At 47.4% G+C, this 20,722-nt stretch carries 16 protein-coding genes; 3 read left to right on the forward strand and 13 right to left on the reverse strand.

What is annotated here, in order from left to right:
* Nucleotides 1-29: 29 nt before the first annotated feature.
* The gene (locus tag MHH48_RS27820; RefSeq protein ID WP_076324453.1) at nucleotides 30-437 is read left to right on the forward strand and encodes a hypothetical protein; all 408 of its coding nucleotides are present in this window, start codon (nucleotides 30-32) and stop codon (nucleotides 435-437) included.
* Nucleotides 434-1,519, forward strand: coding sequence for a phosphodiester glycosidase family protein (locus MHH48_RS27825; RefSeq protein WP_076324454.1), 1,086 nt, complete (start codon nucleotides 434-436; stop codon nucleotides 1,517-1,519). Before MHH48_RS27820 ends, MHH48_RS27825 begins: the two co-directional genes overlap by 4 nt.
* A gap of 281 nt (nucleotides 1,520-1,800) precedes the next feature.
* Here the strand turns inward: MHH48_RS27825 and MHH48_RS27830 are convergent, their stop codons facing one another.
* The 8 genes from MHH48_RS27830 to MHH48_RS27865 all read right to left on the reverse strand — a co-directional run bounded on the left by MHH48_RS27830 (nucleotide 1,801) and on the right by MHH48_RS27865 (nucleotide 10,926).
* Nucleotides 1,801-2,055, reverse strand: coding sequence for an AbrB/MazE/SpoVT family DNA-binding domain-containing protein (locus MHH48_RS27830; RefSeq protein WP_009595823.1), 255 nt, complete (start codon nucleotides 2,053-2,055; stop codon nucleotides 1,801-1,803).
* A 196-nt stretch (nucleotides 2,056-2,251) separates the two neighbouring features.
* On the reverse strand, nucleotides 2,252-2,716 hold the full coding sequence (gene trmL / locus MHH48_RS27835) for a tRNA (uridine(34)/cytosine(34)/5-carboxymethylaminomethyluridine(34)-2'-O)-methyltransferase TrmL (protein WP_076324455.1): 465 nt from the start codon (nucleotides 2,714-2,716) through the stop codon (nucleotides 2,252-2,254).
* 129 nt (nucleotides 2,717-2,845) lie between these two features.
* On the reverse strand, nucleotides 2,846-3,934 hold the full coding sequence (gene serC, locus MHH48_RS27840; protein WP_076324456.1) for a 3-phosphoserine/phosphohydroxythreonine transaminase: 1,089 nt from the start codon (nucleotides 3,932-3,934) through the stop codon (nucleotides 2,846-2,848).
* Nucleotides 3,935-4,033: 99 nt separating this feature from the next.
* Nucleotides 4,034-4,918 carry a hypothetical protein gene (locus MHH48_RS27845; RefSeq protein ID WP_076324457.1) on the reverse strand — a complete coding sequence of 295 codons (885 nt, stop codon included), beginning with the start codon at nucleotides 4,916-4,918 and terminating at the stop codon, nucleotides 4,034-4,036.
* A 78-nt stretch (nucleotides 4,919-4,996) separates the two neighbouring features.
* Nucleotides 4,997-7,723, reverse strand: a complete 2,727-nt coding sequence (locus tag MHH48_RS27850; protein ID WP_076324458.1) for a cellobiose phosphorylase — start codon at nucleotides 7,721-7,723, stop codon at nucleotides 4,997-4,999.
* Nucleotides 7,724-7,748: 25 nt separating this feature from the next.
* A complete protein-coding gene (locus MHH48_RS27855; protein WP_076324459.1) occupies nucleotides 7,749-8,585 on the reverse strand; it encodes a carbohydrate ABC transporter permease in 837 nt (278 codons plus the stop codon).
* The gene (locus MHH48_RS27860; protein WP_076324460.1) at nucleotides 8,585-9,478 is read right to left on the reverse strand and encodes a sugar ABC transporter permease; all 894 of its coding nucleotides are present in this window, start codon (nucleotides 9,476-9,478) and stop codon (nucleotides 8,585-8,587) included. Before MHH48_RS27860 ends, MHH48_RS27855 begins: the two co-directional genes overlap by 1 nt.
* A 107-nt stretch (nucleotides 9,479-9,585) precedes the next feature.
* Nucleotides 9,586-10,926: an extracellular solute-binding protein gene (locus MHH48_RS27865; protein WP_076324461.1), complete on the reverse strand. Its 1,341-nt coding sequence runs from the start codon at nucleotides 10,924-10,926 to the stop codon at nucleotides 9,586-9,588.
* A gap of 414 nt (nucleotides 10,927-11,340) precedes the next feature.
* On the opposite strand from MHH48_RS27865, the gene MHH48_RS27870 reads away from it, so the two are divergent.
* A complete protein-coding gene (locus tag MHH48_RS27870) occupies nucleotides 11,341-12,384 on the forward strand; it encodes a LacI family DNA-binding transcriptional regulator (RefSeq protein WP_076324462.1) in 1,044 nt (347 codons plus the stop codon).
* A 176-nt stretch (nucleotides 12,385-12,560) separates the two neighbouring features.
* Here MHH48_RS27870 and glnA read toward each other — a convergent pair whose 3' ends face one another.
* The 5 genes from glnA to MHH48_RS27895 all read right to left on the reverse strand — a co-directional run bounded on the left by glnA (nucleotide 12,561) and on the right by MHH48_RS27895 (nucleotide 20,714).
* Nucleotides 12,561-13,985 carry a type I glutamate--ammonia ligase gene (gene glnA, locus MHH48_RS27875; RefSeq protein ID WP_076324463.1) on the reverse strand — a complete coding sequence of 475 codons (1,425 nt, stop codon included), beginning with the start codon at nucleotides 13,983-13,985 and terminating at the stop codon, nucleotides 12,561-12,563.
* A gap of 292 nt (nucleotides 13,986-14,277) precedes the next feature.
* Nucleotides 14,278-15,333, reverse strand: coding sequence for a 3-deoxy-7-phosphoheptulonate synthase (gene aroF, locus MHH48_RS27880; RefSeq protein WP_076324464.1), 1,056 nt, complete (start codon nucleotides 15,331-15,333; stop codon nucleotides 14,278-14,280).
* A gap of 227 nt (nucleotides 15,334-15,560) precedes the next feature.
* A complete protein-coding gene (locus MHH48_RS27885) occupies nucleotides 15,561-17,351 on the reverse strand; it encodes a sensor histidine kinase (protein ID WP_076324465.1) in 1,791 nt (596 codons plus the stop codon).
* 38 nt (nucleotides 17,352-17,389) lie between these two features.
* A complete protein-coding gene (locus MHH48_RS27890; RefSeq protein ID WP_076324466.1) occupies nucleotides 17,390-18,964 on the reverse strand; it encodes a helix-turn-helix domain-containing protein in 1,575 nt (524 codons plus the stop codon).
* 79 nt (nucleotides 18,965-19,043) lie between these two features.
* Nucleotides 19,044-20,714 carry an extracellular solute-binding protein gene (locus MHH48_RS27895; RefSeq protein WP_083659761.1) on the reverse strand — a complete coding sequence of 557 codons (1,671 nt, stop codon included), beginning with the start codon at nucleotides 20,712-20,714 and terminating at the stop codon, nucleotides 19,044-19,046.
* Nucleotides 20,715-20,722 lie beyond the last annotated feature (8 nt).

The raw sequence follows: 20,722 nt of genomic DNA on the forward strand, positions 1-20,722 counted from the left end.
GATAGTTTTTGAGGGGTGATGAAATGCCAATGTTGGAGCAGGAACACAATACCCCCTATAAATCCCGTGAGGAAACGCAGCAAAAGGGGCCATCCACCAAATGGTTCTGGGTATTTTGGATTGTTCTCATCGGGCTGGGTACCACCGCAGCCTACCTATATAGTAATCACTTGAAAGAGCAAGTCGTGGTGCAGCTGCAGCAGGATACGCGCCAGGAGATGGCGGCATTCAAAGCGGAGTACGACCAAAGGTTTAACGAGCTGGTTCAGGAAATGGACGAGATGCAGAGCAAGGTTCAGTCGTTTAATGAGCTGCTGACCTTTACCAAGGATCAGGCTAGCGGCAAAACGGACAACAGCAACAAGCTGTACAGTCAGCTAAGCCAAGTTGAGAAACAGCTGAAAGAGCTGGAACGCAAGATGGAGCTGCTGAAGTGAGAACACTGAAGTATATCCGTCCCAAGCAGTTAAACCGTACATTTATGCTGGCCATTGCACCTTTTATCGGAATGCTGCTATGTATGTGGTTAATTACGGAACCGCCGCGCCTGTCGCACGAAACCGCGGAGTACATACCATCCGGCAGCATATCGGAACAGTCCGCCGTGATCAAACAGGATTTGGATCAAGCCGCTGTCTATGCGGAACAGACGATATCCTCCATTGAAAAAACGGCCAAGCTCTATCGGCAAACGACCGCCACGGTAGGAACCATTCTGCAATCAGCGGAAGCACAAGCTTCACGCCCGGAGCAAATCTATAATCGCCGGATCACAACCAAACTGGGTGTCCCTATTGAAACGGTCAACAGTGACCGGATTCGAATTGAGTTATACAAGATCAACCCGGGTACTTATCACGGATATGCGATGAAGGTCAAATTGAAGGATCCTTCCGCGATGAAGATGTCGCTAGGGAGCGAAAGCGGCAGGCCCGGGTCCGTAGAAACGACCATGCGTGCCGTAAGCCGGCATGGTGCGGTTGCAGGGATTAATGCAGGTGGATACGCTGACGGGAACGGGGGCAGACATCCGCTGAGCACGACCTATTATGATGGCAAATACGTCTCGGGGTTTCAACCGAGCTTTAAGGATCTTGCCTTTGTCGGCATGAGCAAATCCGGCAAGCTGATCGGTGGCAAGTTCTACAGCCAGAGCGAGCTTGACCGGCTCGATCCCATGTTCGGTGCTACCTTTGTACCCGTACTGCTCCAAAACGGCAGTAAAACAACAATTCCCGAGAAATGGAGAACGACCCCCGGCCGGGCACCGCGTACCGTCATCGGCAATTACAAGGACGATCAGCTGCTCATCCTGGTTACCGAAGGATATGACGAGAAGGGCAAATCGGGAGCCACGCTGCAAGAGCTGCAGAACAAGCTTAAAAATTTGGGCGTGATTGACGCTTATAATCTCGATGGCGGCGGGTCCGCATCCCTAATCCTAAACGGCCGGGTCGTGAACAAACCGTCGGACGGAAATCTGCGCCCGGTACCCACGCACTTCTTATTTTTCAAATGATAGAATCGGCACTCATATTGTCGTTTATTTTTTGGCTCAAGGTGGTTATAATAAGGTTAGCTTAGCAGGAGGTGGCAAGAATGTCGTTCTCATTAACATTTTGGATCGTCATGCTCGTATTCGCCCTTTACATGGTTGGCATTTGGACCGCGGCATACAATGATGATAAAACCAAAGGCCTGTAAGGCGTCTCCCTCGTATATCGGGGGAGTTTTATTTTTTTGAGGAACAAAAAAGGCACCGCTCATTAGCGATGCGCAAAAGGTAATTCATTTGAGGTACTAGGCATGTTTCGGAAGCTGCTGCATTTCGGACATGCATTGTGAACAGATATAGCGCTCTTTAAACTCGCTAACTCCGTCCATAGAACCACAGAAGACGCATTTCGGACGATAGCGCTCCAATATAATATGGTCCCCCTGTACAAGAATTTCTACGGGATCCCCCTCGTTCATTTGATATCTCTTGCGTAGAGACTTAGGCAGAACGATTCTTCCCAGCTGATCAACTTTACGAACAACACCAGCAGGTTTCATAACGATTGTACACCTCTTTCATTTTCAACAAGTGATTTCTGACACCACAGTTCAGAACTGATAACAAGGGCCTAGTATAATAGTTCGATAAAAAGTTGTCGAATCCTGCTGGAAATTAAGAATTTCTTAGTTTTTTTCAATATCAACTAGGTATACTGGATGATATTCCCCAAAAAACTCAAAGTTTTGTAAAAACTTATTCCATACCCGGGAAATCCAATTGACGCAGTGCTTCATATACCATAATCGCTGCAGAGTTGGATAAATTCAAAGAACGAACCTTATCGGTCATCGGCATGCGAATACAATGCTCGCTATTCGCGGCTAGCAGCTCCGGCGGCAATCCCTTGGTTTCTTTGCCAAACACCAAAAAATCCCCGTCTTGATATTCAATGTCCATGTAACGCTTGGTAGCCTTCGTCGTGGCGTAGTAATAACGTCCTTCCGGATAGAGCGCCTGCAACTCCTCAAAGGAATCGTGATATTCAATATGTACGGCATACCAGTAATCCAGCCCGGCCCGCTTTAATGTCTTGTCGTCTGTATTAAAACCGAGCGGACGGACCAGGTGCAGATGTGTGCCCGTTGCGGCGCAAGTTCTGGCGATATTGCCCGTATTGGCTGGAATTTCCGGTTCGACTAGTACGATGTGTAATGCCATGTTGATAAGTCCACCTTTTCTTCTGTTTTATTTTTATTATAACCGATTCCTTCCCGATTTCCCGGGATATCCAGAAATAACCTTCCGCTGAACCGGCGGAAGGTTATCATTGTGTAATCTTGTATGATCTTAGCTGTGACTCTTCTTAAACTGCTGCATAAATTCTACCAGCGCCTGAGCGCTCTCATACGGAACGGCGTTATATACCGAAGCCCGCAAACCGCCGACGCTGCGATGACCCTTCAGGCCGACAAAGCCTGCTTGCTCCGAAGCCTTCACGAATTCCTTCTCCAGCTCCTCAGAGGCAAGACGGAACGTAATGTTCATATCGGAACGTACCTCTGCATTCACGCAGCCGCGGTAGAAGCCTTCGCTGTGATCAATGGCATCATAGATGAGTGCGGCTTTCTTGCGGTTCATCTCTTGAACGCCTTGCAGGCCGCCCTTCTCTTCAATCCACTTCAACACTTCGTTGATCATATAGATGCCGAAAGACGGCGGCGTGTTGTACAGCGAGTTATTTTTCAAATACGTATTGTAACGGAGCATAGTCGGCAGATGTTTAGGAGAATCTGTAATCATATCCTCTCTGACGATCACAACCGCAACCCCGGACGGCCCCAAGTTCTTCTGAGCGCCCGCATAAACCATCGCGAATTGGTTCAAATCGAACGGACGGCTGAGGATATCGCTCGACATATCACAGATAAGCGGCACCGAACCGGTATCCGGGAATTCCTTAAACTGTGTGCCTTCAATCGTTTCATTGGAAGTCATATGGAGATAGGCTGCATGATCCGACAGCTTAATGTCCTTAAGGCTAGGCAGAGCCATGTACTTGCTCTCCTCAGAAGAGGCTGCCATATGAGTTTCGCCAATCAGCTTGGCTTCTTTAATCGCCTTGTCAGACCAGCTTCCCGTCATTACATAGTTCGCAACCTGGCCTTGTCCCAAGAAGTTCATCGGAATCATGGCAAATTGCGTGCTTGCACCGCCTTGGATAAACAACACCTTGTAGCCGGATGGATTCCCCAGCAGGGACAGCAAGCGCTCCTGCGCTTCGTTATGAACGGCTTCATATACAGCACCGCGATGAGACATTTCCATAATCGACATGCCGGTATCCCCATAATTGACGAATTCGGCCTGGGCGCGCTCCAACACTTCAAGCGGCAATGCAGCAGGTCCTGCGTTAAAATTGTATGCTCTCTTGCTCAAAAGACTCTCCACCCTTTCTCTACTATGAATGCTAATTAACGCTAATCATAGCAACAATCCCATAGACCTTCAAGTGTAATTATTCACATTGAATTCTCGCTACCAACAGAAGAATTGGTACTTTCTACTCCAGGATCTCTTTTCTCCGGGTGCCAGGCTTAATCGAATAAACACTTCTGGCGATATAACGTGGTCGGTCCCCCACAGCGCCATATGCGCAACCGGAAAATCGCTGATCTCCCTGACTCCCGCCCTGCTGGCGCTGTGCGTTAGCTCCCAGGAATAAGGATAATCGCTGCCGTTAAAGCCTTGCATTCTCCCATAAAAGGGCTTGTCCGGTCTGGCATTCCAGCCCACTTCGTTATCCTGAACAGACAGCAGACCCGAGGTATAATCCGATTCGACCTCCGTAAAGCGGACAGGGACCGGTAACTTCAGTTTATACTCTGGACCTACCAGTTCTCCGTTAATCCCTATGAAATTATGAATGTACTCCTCCGTATCCATCCTTTGGCTCCCTTCATTGAAGAGCTCATAACCTATCGTCAATGTCGTGTCCTGAATCGAGATTTTCTTAACGAGTTTTGCCGCATACCCTTTGACGTTCCTAGGATGCATCGTATATGAAATGCACACGTCATCCGAAGTGATATCCACATTGAAAGGTTCCACCGGATACGTATACTGAAAGTGATACGGGTCCTCGCTGACCCGTTTGAGAAGGCCCACTCCTAATTTGGGAAACCACCCACCTACTTCCGCCTTTGCATAACCCATCCCCTCATGCAGTCCAAACTCGTTGCACAATCCGGACCCGGCCTGAGGGTTAAACCCATCCGCAAACTCATGAACACAGAATGTGTGACCACTTTCGGTCAATTTGACCTGGGTAATGAAACCGGTCCGGTCAAAACGCGTGCCTTGATAACGACCGACTTCCGCTATATCGACTTCCAATTGTCCGTTTGCTAATTGATGTCCCATAACAATCGCTCCATTCATGATGAAGAAACCCCGGCCAACTTGCCTGCCGGGGCTTCTGAAATGTTGTATGCTCGTGTGTCAGGCAAGCTCGACACGAATTAGTTGACACTCATCTTCGGATAACGCGTACAGCAAGCTGCGATCCAATTCGGCAGCCCCCGGTTTCTGACTGCGCAGCTGAATCTTCTCGCCGTTCAGCGTTACCGATTGAATCGTATAACTTCCGTAATCCAATCGCTTCGGATTGCTGTATACAATCTGAAGCGGTTTACCCGCAAACCGCGTATGCACAGCAGCAGTACCGTCGGCTCCAAATTGCGAAGGACTGAGCTTCGGCTCCAAGAGCAGATGTCCCAGATTTCCTTTCACTCCAAAAACCTCGGTCAGCATGGTAAGCAAAAGCCAGCTTGCCGACCCGGTAAGATAGGGATACATCCCTCTTCCCTTCTCGTTGATGTACTCGGGAATACCCGGATACATGCGGCTCCGTTCAAAGTCATTGCTTAAATCGTAAATCGATTGTAATACCTCGTATCCCTCTTGGACAAAACCTCTCTTATAGAGAGCGTTAGCGTACATGACGCTCATATGGCTGAACATGGCTCCATTCTCTTTATGTCCGAACGCGAAACCGAATGCCCGCCCGAGATTTTGTTGAATCTCCCCAAAGTTCGAATTTAGACGATAGCCAATGCTCGAATCTTTTAAATACCGATCAACCGATTTCGTAATTTGTCCTACCTGTTCATCGTCCGCAATTCCGCCCATAACGGCAAAGACTTGACCTGTGAGCGTCATGCGCACGCCAAGAGGATGATCGCCTTCCACGCGCGCTCCGTCATTATTGTAATAACCGTTGAACCACGAGTATCCTTCTTGGCTTGTAATCCATTCTTTGCTGCGCAAATGTCGGATGATCCAGTCCGCTTTCAGTTTCAAATCCTTCACAACTTCCGCAACGCTAAACTTTCGTTTGTTTCCGGTCACGGAGACTTTAACAGCCTCATAATACTGATCAAGCAGCTCCAGCTTCCCCTGCACATCTTCATATGAGACGGGAGCCGTTACCGAATCGAGCAGCACAGCCATTTCCTCCGCGATTTCAAGAAACTCAACGCCTTCTCTGTCCTGCCATGCCAGCAGCAGATCGCCAAGCTGCATCAAATTGCTTGCATAGAACGCAGTAAAGGCCACGCTCTCGCCTCTGTCCGGAGCAAGATCGAGACCATCATTCCAGTCCGCTCCCTCAAGCTTGATGTTATTGTGCTCACCTACATTAAAGAACGGAACCAGATTCTGCAGCAGCATGTGCTCCAGTATCGTACCTTCGTATACCTCACCGTTCACGGTTAAGAGTAGATTCCCATGCTCAGGCAGCCATCCGCTGTCCTTCTCCTTGCACCGACTTACAAATACGTCGCGGAAATAGGTCTGCGGCTGCTTCAGGAAATCCAAATCCCCGCTCTGATCCAAATAAAGCAGCGTCGTCATGAATGGCCATGCACCGTGATCCATCCATACGCGCGGTATGTTGTTCCGGTCAGCGATAAACTCACCGGGCTTCGTTCCAATAATTGTAGCATTGCTTCCATCAATCCGTACACCTGCATAATTATTAAGCAGCAGATACCGGACCTCGGATGGTTCCATGATCATCAATGCCAGACAGTCCTGCCAGAGGTCACGCCATCCACGTCCTCCACGGCCATAGTCATGATAAGGAAGAAATGAGTTGCCATAGAGACGCCTCAATATCGGCTGCAAGGTTACCCATTTCATCCACAAGTCCTGCTGCTGATCGCCGGTATGGAAGGATACGGTACTCAGCTTGTCATTCCAATAGGCTTCATTCTGAGCAAGCAGCTCATCAAAGCGCTTCTCCGATAAATACGTTTCGGCAAGTCTTCCGGTCTCGGCGCGATCTTCCGAAATGACCATCGCCATAACATAAGCCCTGGATTCGCCAGGCTGCAGTTGAACCCCCGCAAACCGTAGACCTCCAATGGCCTCATATCCCTCCAAGGAGTCACCTGCCTGCGCGCCCGCTTGCTTATTGGCAATGATAGCCTCAGGCCAATCGAGCGCGCCGCCTTCCCCAATATACTCTTCAAGCACCGGAAAATAACCGATCGGTTCCGCACCGTCCGCTTCCGCGCCTAGGACGCTGTAGGATACGTGATTAATACGGTGACCCCGCTCGTCAAATGAGAGAGCAGGCTGGACTTCGATTCCTTTGCGATGGACAAAGATCCGGTGAAGCAGGGATGTCACGTGACGGTGGTCCCGCAGGTCGTCTGCCGAACGGCCATACAGCGGGATCGCCGCGGTAGGGGTCAGTTTTAGCGTCTGCTCGCCTACGTTGGTCAGTGTTACTTTCATTAACTCGATTTTGTCATCCGTTACCGGAACGAAGCTGGTTACTTCCGCTTGCAGTCCGGCTTCCCCGTTCATCCGTGTCAGCTTATGCCATAAAAACCCGGCTGCCAATTGGCTTTCTTCTTCCTCGTTCATGAACCGGTTTGCATTCTGCTTGGCTGAATTGCCGGTTACGGACCATGCACCATGCCCGTCAATATGCACCCAAAAGTTACGTGCGGACTTGGAATTATGTAGATCCTCCACCGATACGGGCGACATGAAAAACGTATTATGACTGCTTGTCATTTCACCGTGAAGATTCGGCGTGACGGCCGACATCATGCCGGCCTCATTCACTAAAGGGAAATATAAATAGTTATGATGTTCGGGATTACGCAACGTAAAGACCCCGTGGTTTCCCTCAAACTTCCATCCTGTTGATTTCATATCGCGATCTCTTCCCTTCTATGCCTTAGGATTTGACGGCTCCGGCCAGCGCCCCGTCCACCAGATATTTCTGTATGAACGTGTACAGAATGATCAATGGCGCCGCTACGATCGTAATTCCGCATGCAAGCAGCGGCCAGTTATTCCCGTATTGCCCCCTGAATTCCTTTAGGCCAAACGTAATAGGATAGTTGGACGGACTCGGGAGATACATGATCGGACCAACAAAATCATTCCAGATTCCAATCGCAGTCAGAATGACGCCGGTTGCGATAACCGGCTTCATCAGTGGCAGAATGATCTGGAACAGGTAACGGATATAACCGGAACCATCCATCCCTGCGGCCTCATCCAGATCGCGGCTAATCGACTTGATGTAGCCGACAAACATCATGAACACAACGCCCGTTCCCGTCGTTTTCAGCAAGATATAACCAAGCTTGGTATCATACCCGAAAAACGAAACACTCTCCTTGAAGGACAGCATGAGTTTATACTGGGCAACCATCGGATTCGGAAGAAACTGGGACAACAAAAAGAACATATAAATGAAGCCGCTCCACATCACATATCCGCGCGCGACCGGAAAGGCCGCAAACAACGACACGATGATGGTCAGTACCGTCGCAGATACCGTATAAATTAAGCTGTTCGCGAAATAACCGGCGAAATTGCCCTCAGACCATGCCTGCGTATAATTGCCCCATTCCATGTTCTGGACGATCCCGATCGGATTGAGCAGATACTCATTGAAGGATTTGAGTGATACGTTGAATACGAGCAGAAGCGGAACGACATACAGAATCAGCAGCAAACCGATGACGGCGTAAGAAAGAATTTGCGTGGTTTTGGAATTTCGCATCAATACTCCACCTCTCTCTTACGCGTCTGTCTGACAGCCACCACAACAAAGAGGAGAATAATCAGGAACTGCACGACAGACAGCGCCGAAGGAAGGCCCATTTCCAAACTTCCCCGGAACGTCTCTTTGTACACGTCGTAAGCCATCGTCCTTGTATTGAAGCGACCGTCTGTTGTCGCCAAAATGATATCAAAGGTAGACATTGCGCCAATGATGGATAACAGCATATTCACCGTGAAGGATGGTGCGATCAGGGGGAAGGTAATATGACGGAAAGATTGCCACTTGCTGGTGCCGTCAATATGACCCGCCTCGTATAAATCTTTAGGGACCGATTGGAGTCCAGCCAGAAAGATCAGCATGGAATAGCCCATGTACATCCAAATCTGGACGAAAATAATATAGCCGAACGCGTGAGTGAAACTCCCAAAGAACATGTCCTGATAGCCGAAGAGAGCGTCGTAAAGGCGATTGACAGGTCCGTTTAACGGATCGAACATCATCCCCCAGATCAGAGCAACGACAGCTACGCCCAGTACAACCGGCAAGAAGAATACCGCGCGATAGAAATAATCGCCTTTCAGGCGCTGGTTAATGATGACGGCGATAAACAGAGCGACCCCGTTCTGCACGATCGTAACAACGAACATAAAGATCAGGGTGTTTACGATGGAACGCCACCGCTCCCCTGAGTTCCCCGAGAAGAATAATTCCTTATAATTATCTAGCCCGACAAATTGGTACGTGCTGCCCGGGAGGTTCTTGACATCGGTAAAGGAATAGATGACTGTCAGGATCGATGGTCCAAAATAAAACACGATGTAAAGCGCCATCGGTATCAGCAGCAGCAATAAGGGTATGAATCGGTTAAATCCTTTTCCAAATGGATACATCTCTCTCACCTCGCAAAATCCCATTTCAATAAATGTCGGGGCCTGCTGCACAGACCCCGACTACAGTATGGTTCATTCTATATAGGTCTCTTTATAATAGAAGAATCTTATTTCGGAGCAGCAGCTTCCCATTCTTTTTGTTGAATGTCAGCCAGCTCTTTTGCTGTTTTGTATGGACCGCCCGGTGCCAGGAATTCCGTATGAACGCCTTCTGCAGCCAAATGCTCGCCAATATTTTGACGGTTAATCATCATGATTTCGTACGCCAATTCGAACTCTCCGAGATATGGGGTCAGTTCATTGTCAATAAAGTCGCTTTCCGTCTGAATGTTATCCTGTGTCGGGATGAAACCGGCAGCTTTCACGAATGTCGTGTAATTTTCCGGCTCGGAGAAGAATTCAAGCCATTTTAGGGCTCCTTCTTTATTCGGTCCCTTCTCGGTTGCATACCAGGTCACGTCATACTTGCCGACAAAAGAGGCATTCTTGGCTGCATCCTCCGTAGCCGGAAGCGGGAAGTAACCGAATTTCAGCTCCGGATTTGCTGCTGCGACGGTTGGAGCATCCCAAGAGCCATCAGCCAGCATGGCGGCTTTTCCTGTTGCAAAATAGGAAGGCGCTGTTGCATAATCGATCCCCATGAATCCGTCAATCATGTAATTGTCTTGAAGCGTCTTCATTTTTTCCAATACTTCGACTGCCTCTTCATCGTTATAAGCCGTCTCGCCTTTCCAAACACCCTCAATCCATTTCTGTTGATCTCCGCCGCCCAGAATTTTGGCTTGCAGGGCGAATACAGGGAGTTTCAAAGGCCATACGTCTTTACCTGCAACAACAATCGGGGTAATGCCCTTGGCTTTCAGATCATCATTCAGCTTGATGAACTCCGACCACGTTTTCGGAACACTCAATCCATTCTGTTCAAAGATTTCCTTATTGTAGAACAGACCGGACATCGCAACCTTGCCCGTTGGAATCGCATACACTTTATCGTTATAAGTTCCGGCTTTTTCAATATCGTTAGCATTATAATTCTTAATGAAGGCTTGGTCGGATAAATCCGCGATCAATCCCGTATCAATCCACTGCTGCCAATCTGGTACTTTCGCACCCGGTGTCCATTCCTGCGGGGAAAGTCTCATTCCCGATAAATCAGCCAAAACGTCGACGTCATTAGCGGTGATTCTTGCTCTCTGCGCCTGCTTGTATTCGTCATCCGGACCCGTAGTGGTATACTCTATCGTATACTCAGGATACTTCTCTTCAAATTTCTTGTTGATCTCTTCAACCGCTTTATTGATGTTATCTTGTTTCCAGTGTAAAATTTTGATGACCTTTTTATCACCTTTCGAAGGTGTACCTTTATCGGCTGAATCACTGCTTCCGCAAGCCGCTAGCGAGAAAGTCAGAGCACCCGCCAATAGTATTGCTGATAATTTCTTAATCATTTCCTTACCCCCTGAAATTAAAGTGCAATTCATTATGAAACCGGATTCATCATTCCGCTTTTTCTCGCCCAGTACAATCTTGATGTTACGAAACAATAATTATTAATTTTCGCAATTCAGCGAAATATACCGAAAGCGGTTTCGCAAGGCCTATTATTACTCATAATATTTTGTTTGTCAAAGCTTTTTTTCTCTTTCCCAAAATATTTTGTTATCAAACGCGATACAGCCTTATTCCTTTCTATTACAAGCATCATGACTACTCTCTTCATTGACTTACCTAGTTAAAGCAGATACACTAATTTACGAAACAGTTTCGCTTCTGTACTGAATAACGACAAGTAGCAGTCATACTTAACGAAAACTCGCGAAAATTATGAAATGATAATATAAACAGAATAAGGGGCGTTTCGCATGGCGTTAAACATCAAAACAATCGCTAAAATGGCCGGGGTATCCGTATCCACCGTCTCCAAGATTATCAACAACTACAGTGATGTATCCGAAGAGACCAAAGCACGCGTGTTGGAAATTATGAAAGAGACGGGATACACCCCTTCCAATTCTGCGAAAACATTAGCAACCAAGAAATCGAATTTGATCGGCATCATATTTGCGGGAAAGCTGAATGTCGATTTTACTCATCCTTTTTTTGTTGAAGTTCTCAATTCCTTTAAGAAGCAAATGGGGGTTCTCGGTTACGATCTACTGTTTTTTTCGAATGAGAAATTCCAAGGGGATGACGCCGACTACCTCGGCCGATGTCGTCATTATCAGGTGGATGGATGTGTCATTATATCCGGCGAGGAAATCGAGCCCTCGATTAAAGAGCTGGATGAGAGCGATATTCCGTGTATCGGGGTCGATATTGAACTATTCGGCGAAATGTCGGGGCATATCATGTCCGATAATTATAAAATGTCCTCGAAGGTCGTGGAGCATTTCTATCTTCAAGGTTTCAGAGACTTGGGGTTCATCGGAGGCAGCAAGGAGTCTGAAATCTCCAACAAGCGTGAGGCCGGTTATCGTAACGCCATGGATAGCTTCGGACTTCCGGCCCGGGCGGAATGGTTCCAAAGCGGTGAAGATTTTCATGAGGCAAGCGGATACAAAGCCATGACACGGCTGATCCAAGCTGGTTCCCTTCCTCGCGCGATCTTTGCGGCCTCCGATCAGATTGCGATTGGAGCCATCCAAGCGCTTCAGGAACATAGCCTGAAGGTCCCTGACGATGTATCGATCATCGGTTGTGACGATATTGAGGCGTGCAAATATACAACTCCCAAACTAACGACGATTCGGCAAAATAAAGAGAAAATCGGTCGCCTGGCAGCGCTCATGCTCTATGACCTTATCCATAAACAATCACCCATCAGCTCCTTTGTCGTAGAGCCTGAACTCATCGTTCGGGAATCTTGCGGAAGCAATACGCATCACTACGGATACTTTAAAGAGTAAAGCTGGATAAGGGAGTGAGGGGCTGCTTAAGCCAAGAGCAAGGTTATTCATGCCTGCCTTTGAGAACAGCTCTTATTCTCCTAGGTATGATAATCCTCGTCTAAACCTAGCTAGGCTTTATATGTGTGCAAAAAAAAGCCCAGGGCATGATGCCCTAGGCTTTTTGACGTTATTTATTATAGGTCGTAGTACAGGGAGTACTCGTGCGGATGAACGCGGATGTTAACCGCTTTGGCTTCGGCACGCTTGAACTCGATGAAGTTCTCGAGGAATTCTTGCGTAAATACGCCGCCTTCTGTCAAGAACTCATAGTCTGCTTGAAGTGCATCCAAAGCTTCATCCAGGGAACCCGGTACGCTGCGAATTTCTTTCTTCTCGGCATCAGACAATTCATAGATATTTTTATCGAATGGTCCATAACCGAGTGCGGTAGGATCGATTTTACGCTTGATACCGTCCAAGCCAGCCATCAGCATGGCCGAGAATGCAAGGTAAGGGTTCGCCGTGGAATCCGGTGTACGGAACTCGATGCGGCAGCCCTTCGGCGTTACGGCTGCAACCGGGATCCGCACTGCGGCAGAACGATTGCCCTTGGAGAATACGAGGTTAACCGGTGCTTCATAGCCTGGTACCAGACGTTTGAAGGAGTTGGTGCTTGGATTCGTCAAAGCGATCAATGCAGGCGCATGGTATAGAATACCGCCGATGTAGTGGATCGCTGTTTGGCTCAGGTTAGCATAAGCGCCTTTTTCATAGAACAATGGGGTGTCACCATCGAAAATGGACTGGTGAACGTGCATGCCGCTTCCGTTATCCCCGAACAATGGCTTCGGCATGAACGTAGCCGTTTTGCCATATTGGCGCGCTGTGTTATGCACGATATATTTATAGATCAACAAATTGTCAGCTGTTTTCTTCAATGTATCGAAACGGAAGTTGATTTCCGCTTGGCCTGCAGTTGCTACTTCATGGTGGTGACGCTCAACGCGAAGTCCTGCTTCATCAAGCAATCGGCACATTTCGCTGCGGATATCCTGTTGAGTATCCACAGGTGCTACTGGAACATATCCGCCCTTAACGCCAACTTTGAAACCAAGGTTGCCGCCTTCTTCCTTGCGGTTCGTATTCCAATGCGCTTCCTCGGAGTCTACGAAATAGCTGGAGCTGTTCATGGAGCTTTCATAGCGAACTTCATCAAACAGGAAGAACTCGGATTCCGGTGCAAAGAATGCTGCTGTTCCGATACCGGCCTCTTGAAGGTATTGCTCGGCACGAGCTGCGATACCGCGCGGGTCACGCTCATATGAATCACCTTCCGGTGTATAGATGTTGCTCATAATGTTAAGCGTAGAATGTGCTGTAAACGGATCAATATAGCAAGAATCCGGATCAGGCATCATAACCATATCCGATTCTTCAATGCCACGGAATCCTGGAATAGAAGATCCATCGAACGCTACCCCGTTCACGAATGTTTCTTCATCTACTTCTGAAGCCGGCAAGCTAATATGATGAACCCGTCCCGACAAGTCTACAAAACGAAAATCGACCCACTCAATATTGTTCTCTTTAATGGTTTGCAATACTTTCTCTACCGACATGTCTCTTCCTCCCAATTTCCGAACATTAAGACTTAAACAGCTTAACAATGTTCATAATCTTTCGATTTCTTTTCGTCATTATATGCCGGGAGATAACCTGACGTCAATACCTATGTAAGGTATTTTTGAAAACAATGTTAGGTTATATAACACCAGAAACCAATTAATGTAAAATAAAAAAAGACACCTGCAAGCTTTTTGCAGATGTCTTTTATATTAGATTTAAGGAACTGGCGAACCTTAACTATGTTTTTAACGCTATCCCCGAGTGTACAACGTCGCTTATCAATTACTATACGCGCGCAAATTCAGAAGCAGGTGCTTTGGAAGTCGCAAAGCTTTTGCCTACCAGTGGGGCCAGCTGCTCCAAGTCTTTAAGCAATGCGGCAAATTGATCCGGGAACAGGGATTGAACCCCGTCGCCTGTCATGGAATTATCTGGATCTGTGTGCATCTCAATAATAAGGCCGTCTGCCCCGGCCGCCACAGATGCCTTGGACATCGGTTCGACAAGCTCGCGTCGTCCTGTTCCATGGCTCGGATCAGAAATGACCGGAAGGTGGCTCAACCCTTGTAAAACAGGGATGGCAGATAAATCCAGCGTATTCCGGGTGTACGTTTCGAATGTTCGGATTCCACGTTCACAGAGCATGACATTCGGATTGCCGCCGGCAAGAATGTACTCCGCTGCATTCAGGAATTCATCATAGGTTGAACTGAAACCTCTTTTCAACAAAACCGGCTTACCGCAGGTACCCAGTTTCCGAAGCAAATCGAAATTTTGCATATTACGGGTTCCCACTTGCAGAATATCGGCGTATTCCGCGCAAATATCCACGTATTCGGGCGTCATAACCTCCGTAATCGTCAACAGGCCATGTTTTTGCCCGGCTTCCGCCATCATAATCAAACCTTCAACGCCAACGCCCTGGAAGCTGTATGGGCCCGTACGTGGCTTAAAAGCGCCACCTCTAAGCACCTGTCCGCCTGCTGCCTTAACCAGCTGCGCGATCTCGTCAATCTGCTGTGCGGATTCCACGGCGCATGGACCACCCATGACGACCAGATTGCCGCCGCCAATCTTGGTGCCTTTAATATCAATAACGGTATCATCCGGATGAAAATCACGACTAGCAAGCTTGTAGGACTTGGAGATTTTAACCACATTCTCTACGCCCTTCATTTGGCGAAGGTGCTCCGCAAGCTTCGGGTTCACGCTGCCGATCAGCCCGATTACGGTACGGTCCGCCCCTTTCGATACGTGAGCCTGCAGTCCTTCCTTCTCAATCTCGCTTACGATATGCTGAACTTGTTCCTCTGATATTTGATTGGATGTAATAACGATCATAATAAAACCTTCTTTCTGAATTTATTCCATTTTCAATTTCAATTTCAATTTCAATTTCAATTTCAATTTCAATTTCAATTTCAATTTCAATCGATGGATAATTGCTTTCGCGCTTGTTCGCTTTTAAGCTTTTATGCTTTTATCCGATAAAGTAAATATACAGAAAAAATCTCCCCTCGTCAAGCCCATTCTTCAAGCCTGCACGATCGGGAGATGTCGATTACCTGTTACATCAATGTTTTGCTGCGTCCTTCCGCTACGGTTCGCTTCACGAGTGGTATCGCAATTCTTGCCGTTGTCCCAATTCCGGCTCGGCTGAATAACGTGACCCCATATTCGCTGCCATAGTGAAGTTTGATTCGTTGATCCACATTCCGAATACCGTATCCGGCATTGGTTAGATCCTGTCCGCCTGTATTGTCCAAAACTCTGCCGGGCGGGAACCCGACTCCATTATCGATAATTTTAAATTCCATGACATCTTCCAGCACTCTGGCGGTAATTCGAACATGAATATAATCCCCGGTCCAGGCATGCTCCAGCACATTCTCGATAAACGGCTGCAAAATCAATTTCACGGTTTCATACCGGACCACTTCCGGCTCGAAATCATAAGTAACCTGCATCCGTTCGTCGTATTTAATCTTTTGAATATCTACATACGCCTGAGCCTGTTCCAGTTCATTCTTCACGGAGATGATATTCCGGCCATCGTTAAGCGACAGGCGATAAAACTTCGCTAGGTCCATCACCATACGCTGCAGTTTATCCAGCATCCCAAACCGCGCCAAGCGGCTGATGGAGGATAGGGTATTGTATAGAAAATGCGGATTAATCTGCGCATGCAGCGATTCCAGTTCCGCTTCTTTTTTCTGAAGGTCGGCCAGATACACCTCATTGATCAGCTTGCCGATATTGCTGCCCATATCATTCAGAGCAGAGGAAATATGCGTAAATTCATCATTGCCCTTAAAGGATACCCGCTTGTGGAATTCCCCTTCCTGGAACGAGTCCAGCACCGATACGATTTTGGAAACCCGGCGGCTGAAGTATCTGGATACCAAAATGCTGACCACAAAAAAGATAGCGATACAAATCAGACAGATCAGATAAGTTAAATTACGAATCTTGACCGTATCTTTCTCCACGATTTGCGCAGGGACAACGGCAATCAAATCCCATCCGAGCTGGGGAATGGGCTTCCGAATGAGGAGGTCACCGTTCTTGCGAAGTTCTTTTTCCTTGAAGACGGTTGTCTGTATGCCACCCGATGATAGAACCACCCGCCCTTGGGAATCCGATAAATATAAAGCCGTTCCGTCACCGATCTTGTTGTAATCCATGCTTTCGAACAGGTCGGTCATACTGACGTTGATCCGCATGAATCCGATCTCCTGCGGTTTAATGGTCGAGCTGATATCCACCAACCGCCGCAGCAAGGAAATGCGTCCGTTCCTCACATCGTCTTCAATCTGTTTCCATTGCAAGGTTACGCCATAATTCTCATCCTTGGGATACAGCTTATACCATGATCGGTCCTCTAGTCTGTCATATTGATAAATATCAAACAGACGTTTGTTGGAATCCAGTGGATCTGAATTCGAATAATTGTCATAGATCTCCCTAAGGTCGTCATTACGCAGGTAGATCGATAACCAGATCCTTCGGTTAGCCGTACTCACCGCGGTCTCCAACTTGGGAATCAGCACATTAATCGTTGTGTCGTAGCTAATCCAAGCGCTTTCAGTAAACCGCAGGCGGCTGTTAAAGGTCGTATCAAAATAAAGCATGTCCGAGATCCGAATCATGTCCTCCATCTTATACGATATATTCTCGCTCATCTGATGCAGCGTACCCTGAATATTGTTATACGTCTGCTCGCGAGTGGACTTTACGAAGACCTGATTCGCAATCTGACCGACAAGCAGCACCGGTATAATGATGAACACGCAGTACGAAATCATTAACTTGTACCCGAAAGGTATCTTGACCCGTATTCGTTCGAATTTCCCTGCCATCACCTGTTTGACCCCACATCTAATCTGAATTTTACAAGTTAAGAGTGCTTGCGCCGATATTCCAGAGGCGTCATTCCATACATTTCCTTAAACTGTCTACTGAAATAAGGCAGATACTGATACCCTGTTTGCGATGCAATTTCGTATATTTTGAGCTTGGTCGTCTTGAGCAGATCTCTAGCGCGCTCCATGCGGAGCTTGATTACATAATCGCTGAAGTTATGTCCGGTTTCTTCCTTGAAGAGCACCCCAAGATAATTCGGTGAAAAAGAAAACCGGTTTGCCATATCTCGCAGCGTGATATTCTCATGCATACGCGCTTGGATATTTTCTATGATCTCTTCGACCAGCCTGCCATTCTTTGTTGATTTTCGGTTCTTGAGCATTTCCGAAATTTCCATTGCCTTCATGCGAAGCCATGAGAAGATATCATCCATCGTTTCAAAATGAAGTAGAATATCAAGATTTTTGAGATCCAATCCTGCCATACGGTATAACTCTTCATTAATCGTCTGCAGATGACCTTCGAGCTTCACCATAATATATACGGCTAAATTACGTATGGTGAACTTGGATCTGATATTAGAGGCAAGCAATTGAATCGCTTCCAGTTCATCATAAATACGAACGATATCATACTCTGTCATGGCTGTAAATAAGGCATCCAGACGGATATCGAGACTTTTTACATCCTCACGGTCCTCGGTAGGCACCTCGCTGTACAGAATCCATTTACCTTTGCCCCGGAACATTTTGTAGTCCAGCGCGGCCAATGCCTCCTGATACGACGTGTGAAGCTGCTCCAGTTGGTAGGCAGCTCTTCCTTCTCCTACCGTCATCGTATAGTTATATTCCTGCTTCAATTCCTCAAGCAGGGATTGAATCTCTTCTTTGCCCCTGCCCCCGTTAAGCAATACGGCCGTCCGCTGATCTGTTACCTTGCATATGTATTCGAAGCCGTTCTGTTCGAGCAGTTTATGCAGTCTCGAGAAATACTCCTCTATGACACTAAGCTTTTCCTCGGAATCGAGCAAGCTGCTTCGCCAGGTGCTCACATTATCAAGCTCTAGCAAAATGACACAAACCGGCCAGTGAAGCTCCGTCAATCGGTACTCCCGCTTGATAATATCCAGTATGGCTCCATCGTAGGGCCTATGGAGAATTTGCAGGAGGTACTGATTTTTGAGGATGGGGATCATCTGCTGGTAAGCTTCTTCCGTCTCTTTGCGTTCATGGAGACGATCCAACTCCAGCCTCACCTTCGTTAACGCATCAATCAGTTCTTGGTCCTCCATCGGCTTTAGCACATAACTGCATGCATTCAAGGCAATCGCCTGCTTCACATAACCAAAGTCCTGATAACCGCTTACGAAGATAATCCGGAGTTCCTCCTGCAATTTCAGTGCCCGCTGAGCAAGCTCAAGCCCGGTCATATTCGGCATGCGTACATCGGTAACGAGGATGTCGATCTTCTCCTTTTCGAGAACCTCACAGGCAGCGAAGCCATTATTGACCGAGTCTATCACTTTCATTCCGAGATTTTCCCATGGAATAAAGCTCTTCATGCCCTCTAGATCCAGTATTTCATCGTCTGCCAGCAGCACTTTATACACGGGTATCATCTCCCCCATAAATTCCGATAAGGGTATACTGCATAAGCAGCATACCCTTCTTGGTTTTAAGTAAAGAATATTATTGGCCTTTCATTTTTGCAACGTTTTCTTGCCATTTCGTTGTTTTGAATGCAAGAAGTTTATCATATCCTGCAGATTGCGCATCGGCTTCCGCCTTGTCGAGGATTGCCAATACTTCGGCATCATCCTTCGCATACAGGGCTTTCGCTCTGGATTCTGTAAAGATATCCTCTACACGCTGACGGATAATTCCTTCCTCGCTGTCCGGGGCCGGATCGAGGTTGATGTATTCCGTAGCATTTGCTTGAGTCTTCCAAGTGACTTCATACTGCCAACGAGTGGACCAGTTACGCTGCTCCTCTGGCAATGTGCTTTCATATTTTGCTTTTGCTGTATCAATAAATACCGTGTTACCGTTCCAATGCAAGTTCGTTGTTATCGCTTGCAGCTTGTTAAGACCGGCTGCATCAGATACATACTTCTCAGTAAATTTAGGTGTCACACCGTCGTCTTCAAATCCATCCCAATATCCTCCTGGAGGACCCCACATCAGAACACTTTGTCCTTCAGGACCTGTGTACCAATCCAGGAATGCGAAGATCGCTTCTGGATTTTTAGCAGACTTCGTAATTACACTTACGTTCCAACCCAATTGCGTGTAAGTACCAGGGAAGATTTTGTTCTTGTCCAGGCCTTCTTTATGAATCGGCCAGATCATGAAATATCCTCCGTTTGGATCTTTTGCTGCCAAATCGGCATGTGCGTTCATTGCATTTTCAGTCGGGCTTGAAGCAGCATATACTGCAACTCGTCCCGTGTTCACTTTCTCTTTAACCTGATCTACAGTTTGAGTCATAGCATCCTGAGAAATCAACTTCTCACGGAACAGCTTCGCGGAATACTGCATCGACTCACGGAAGATAGGATCAGTAAAGATGGAAGACAACTTGTCGCCGTTAGGTACGCCGCGGATGCTGATCCAGCGCGTTAGAGCATTTTCAGCAAAAGCGGAATACAGTACTTCAATACCTTGACCTTGAACGTGCGGTTCAAATGGAACAACTTTATCGCCATATTTGGCTTTAACTGCTTTCAGGTATTCGTACAAATCATCTGTTGTTTCCAGTTTAGGTGAACCTAACTCATGGTAGATTTGTTTATTAACAACATACCCTGCGTTACCGTTCGGTTGGTTCGTATACCAGTTCGGGAACTGATACAGTTTACCGTCAGGAGAACGAAGCATGTTCAGGCCTTCCTCACCCATCCATTCCTTCAAGTTAGGGTATTTATCGAGATATTCGTCATAAGGCACAAGCATGTCTGCTTGACGCAATTTCTCTACATCCGGTCCGCGATCCATCCACATAACATCTGGAAGCTCCGTGGAAGCAATCATGGTATTGAATTTTTGTTGTGCGTTACCTTGCGAATGAATGGCATTTACGGTTACTTTCTTATTCTCTTTAATCCATTTCGAGGATTCGTCTTGCCCCCATGGAGGCATGGTGTACTCGTTATAATGACCATAGAAGCTGAACTCAAGCGGAGTTTCGCCAAGCACAAACTTGTCAGATGCCTCCGTTGGAGGCGTGCTAGTTCCGCTTTCGCCTGCTGGCTCAGGGTTAGCAGTCTTGGTTCCACCGCCGCCGCCGCATGCAGAAAGCATTAGCGCTGCCGCAAGCAAAGCCGTCATCGATGTGGTCAGCGATTTCTTTCTCAACCTCATTCTCTAAT

The sequence above is a fragment of the Paenibacillus sp. FSL F4-0100 genome, from assembly GCF_037993005.1.
Classification (GTDB): domain Bacteria; phylum Bacillota; class Bacilli; order Paenibacillales; family Paenibacillaceae; genus Paenibacillus_AQ.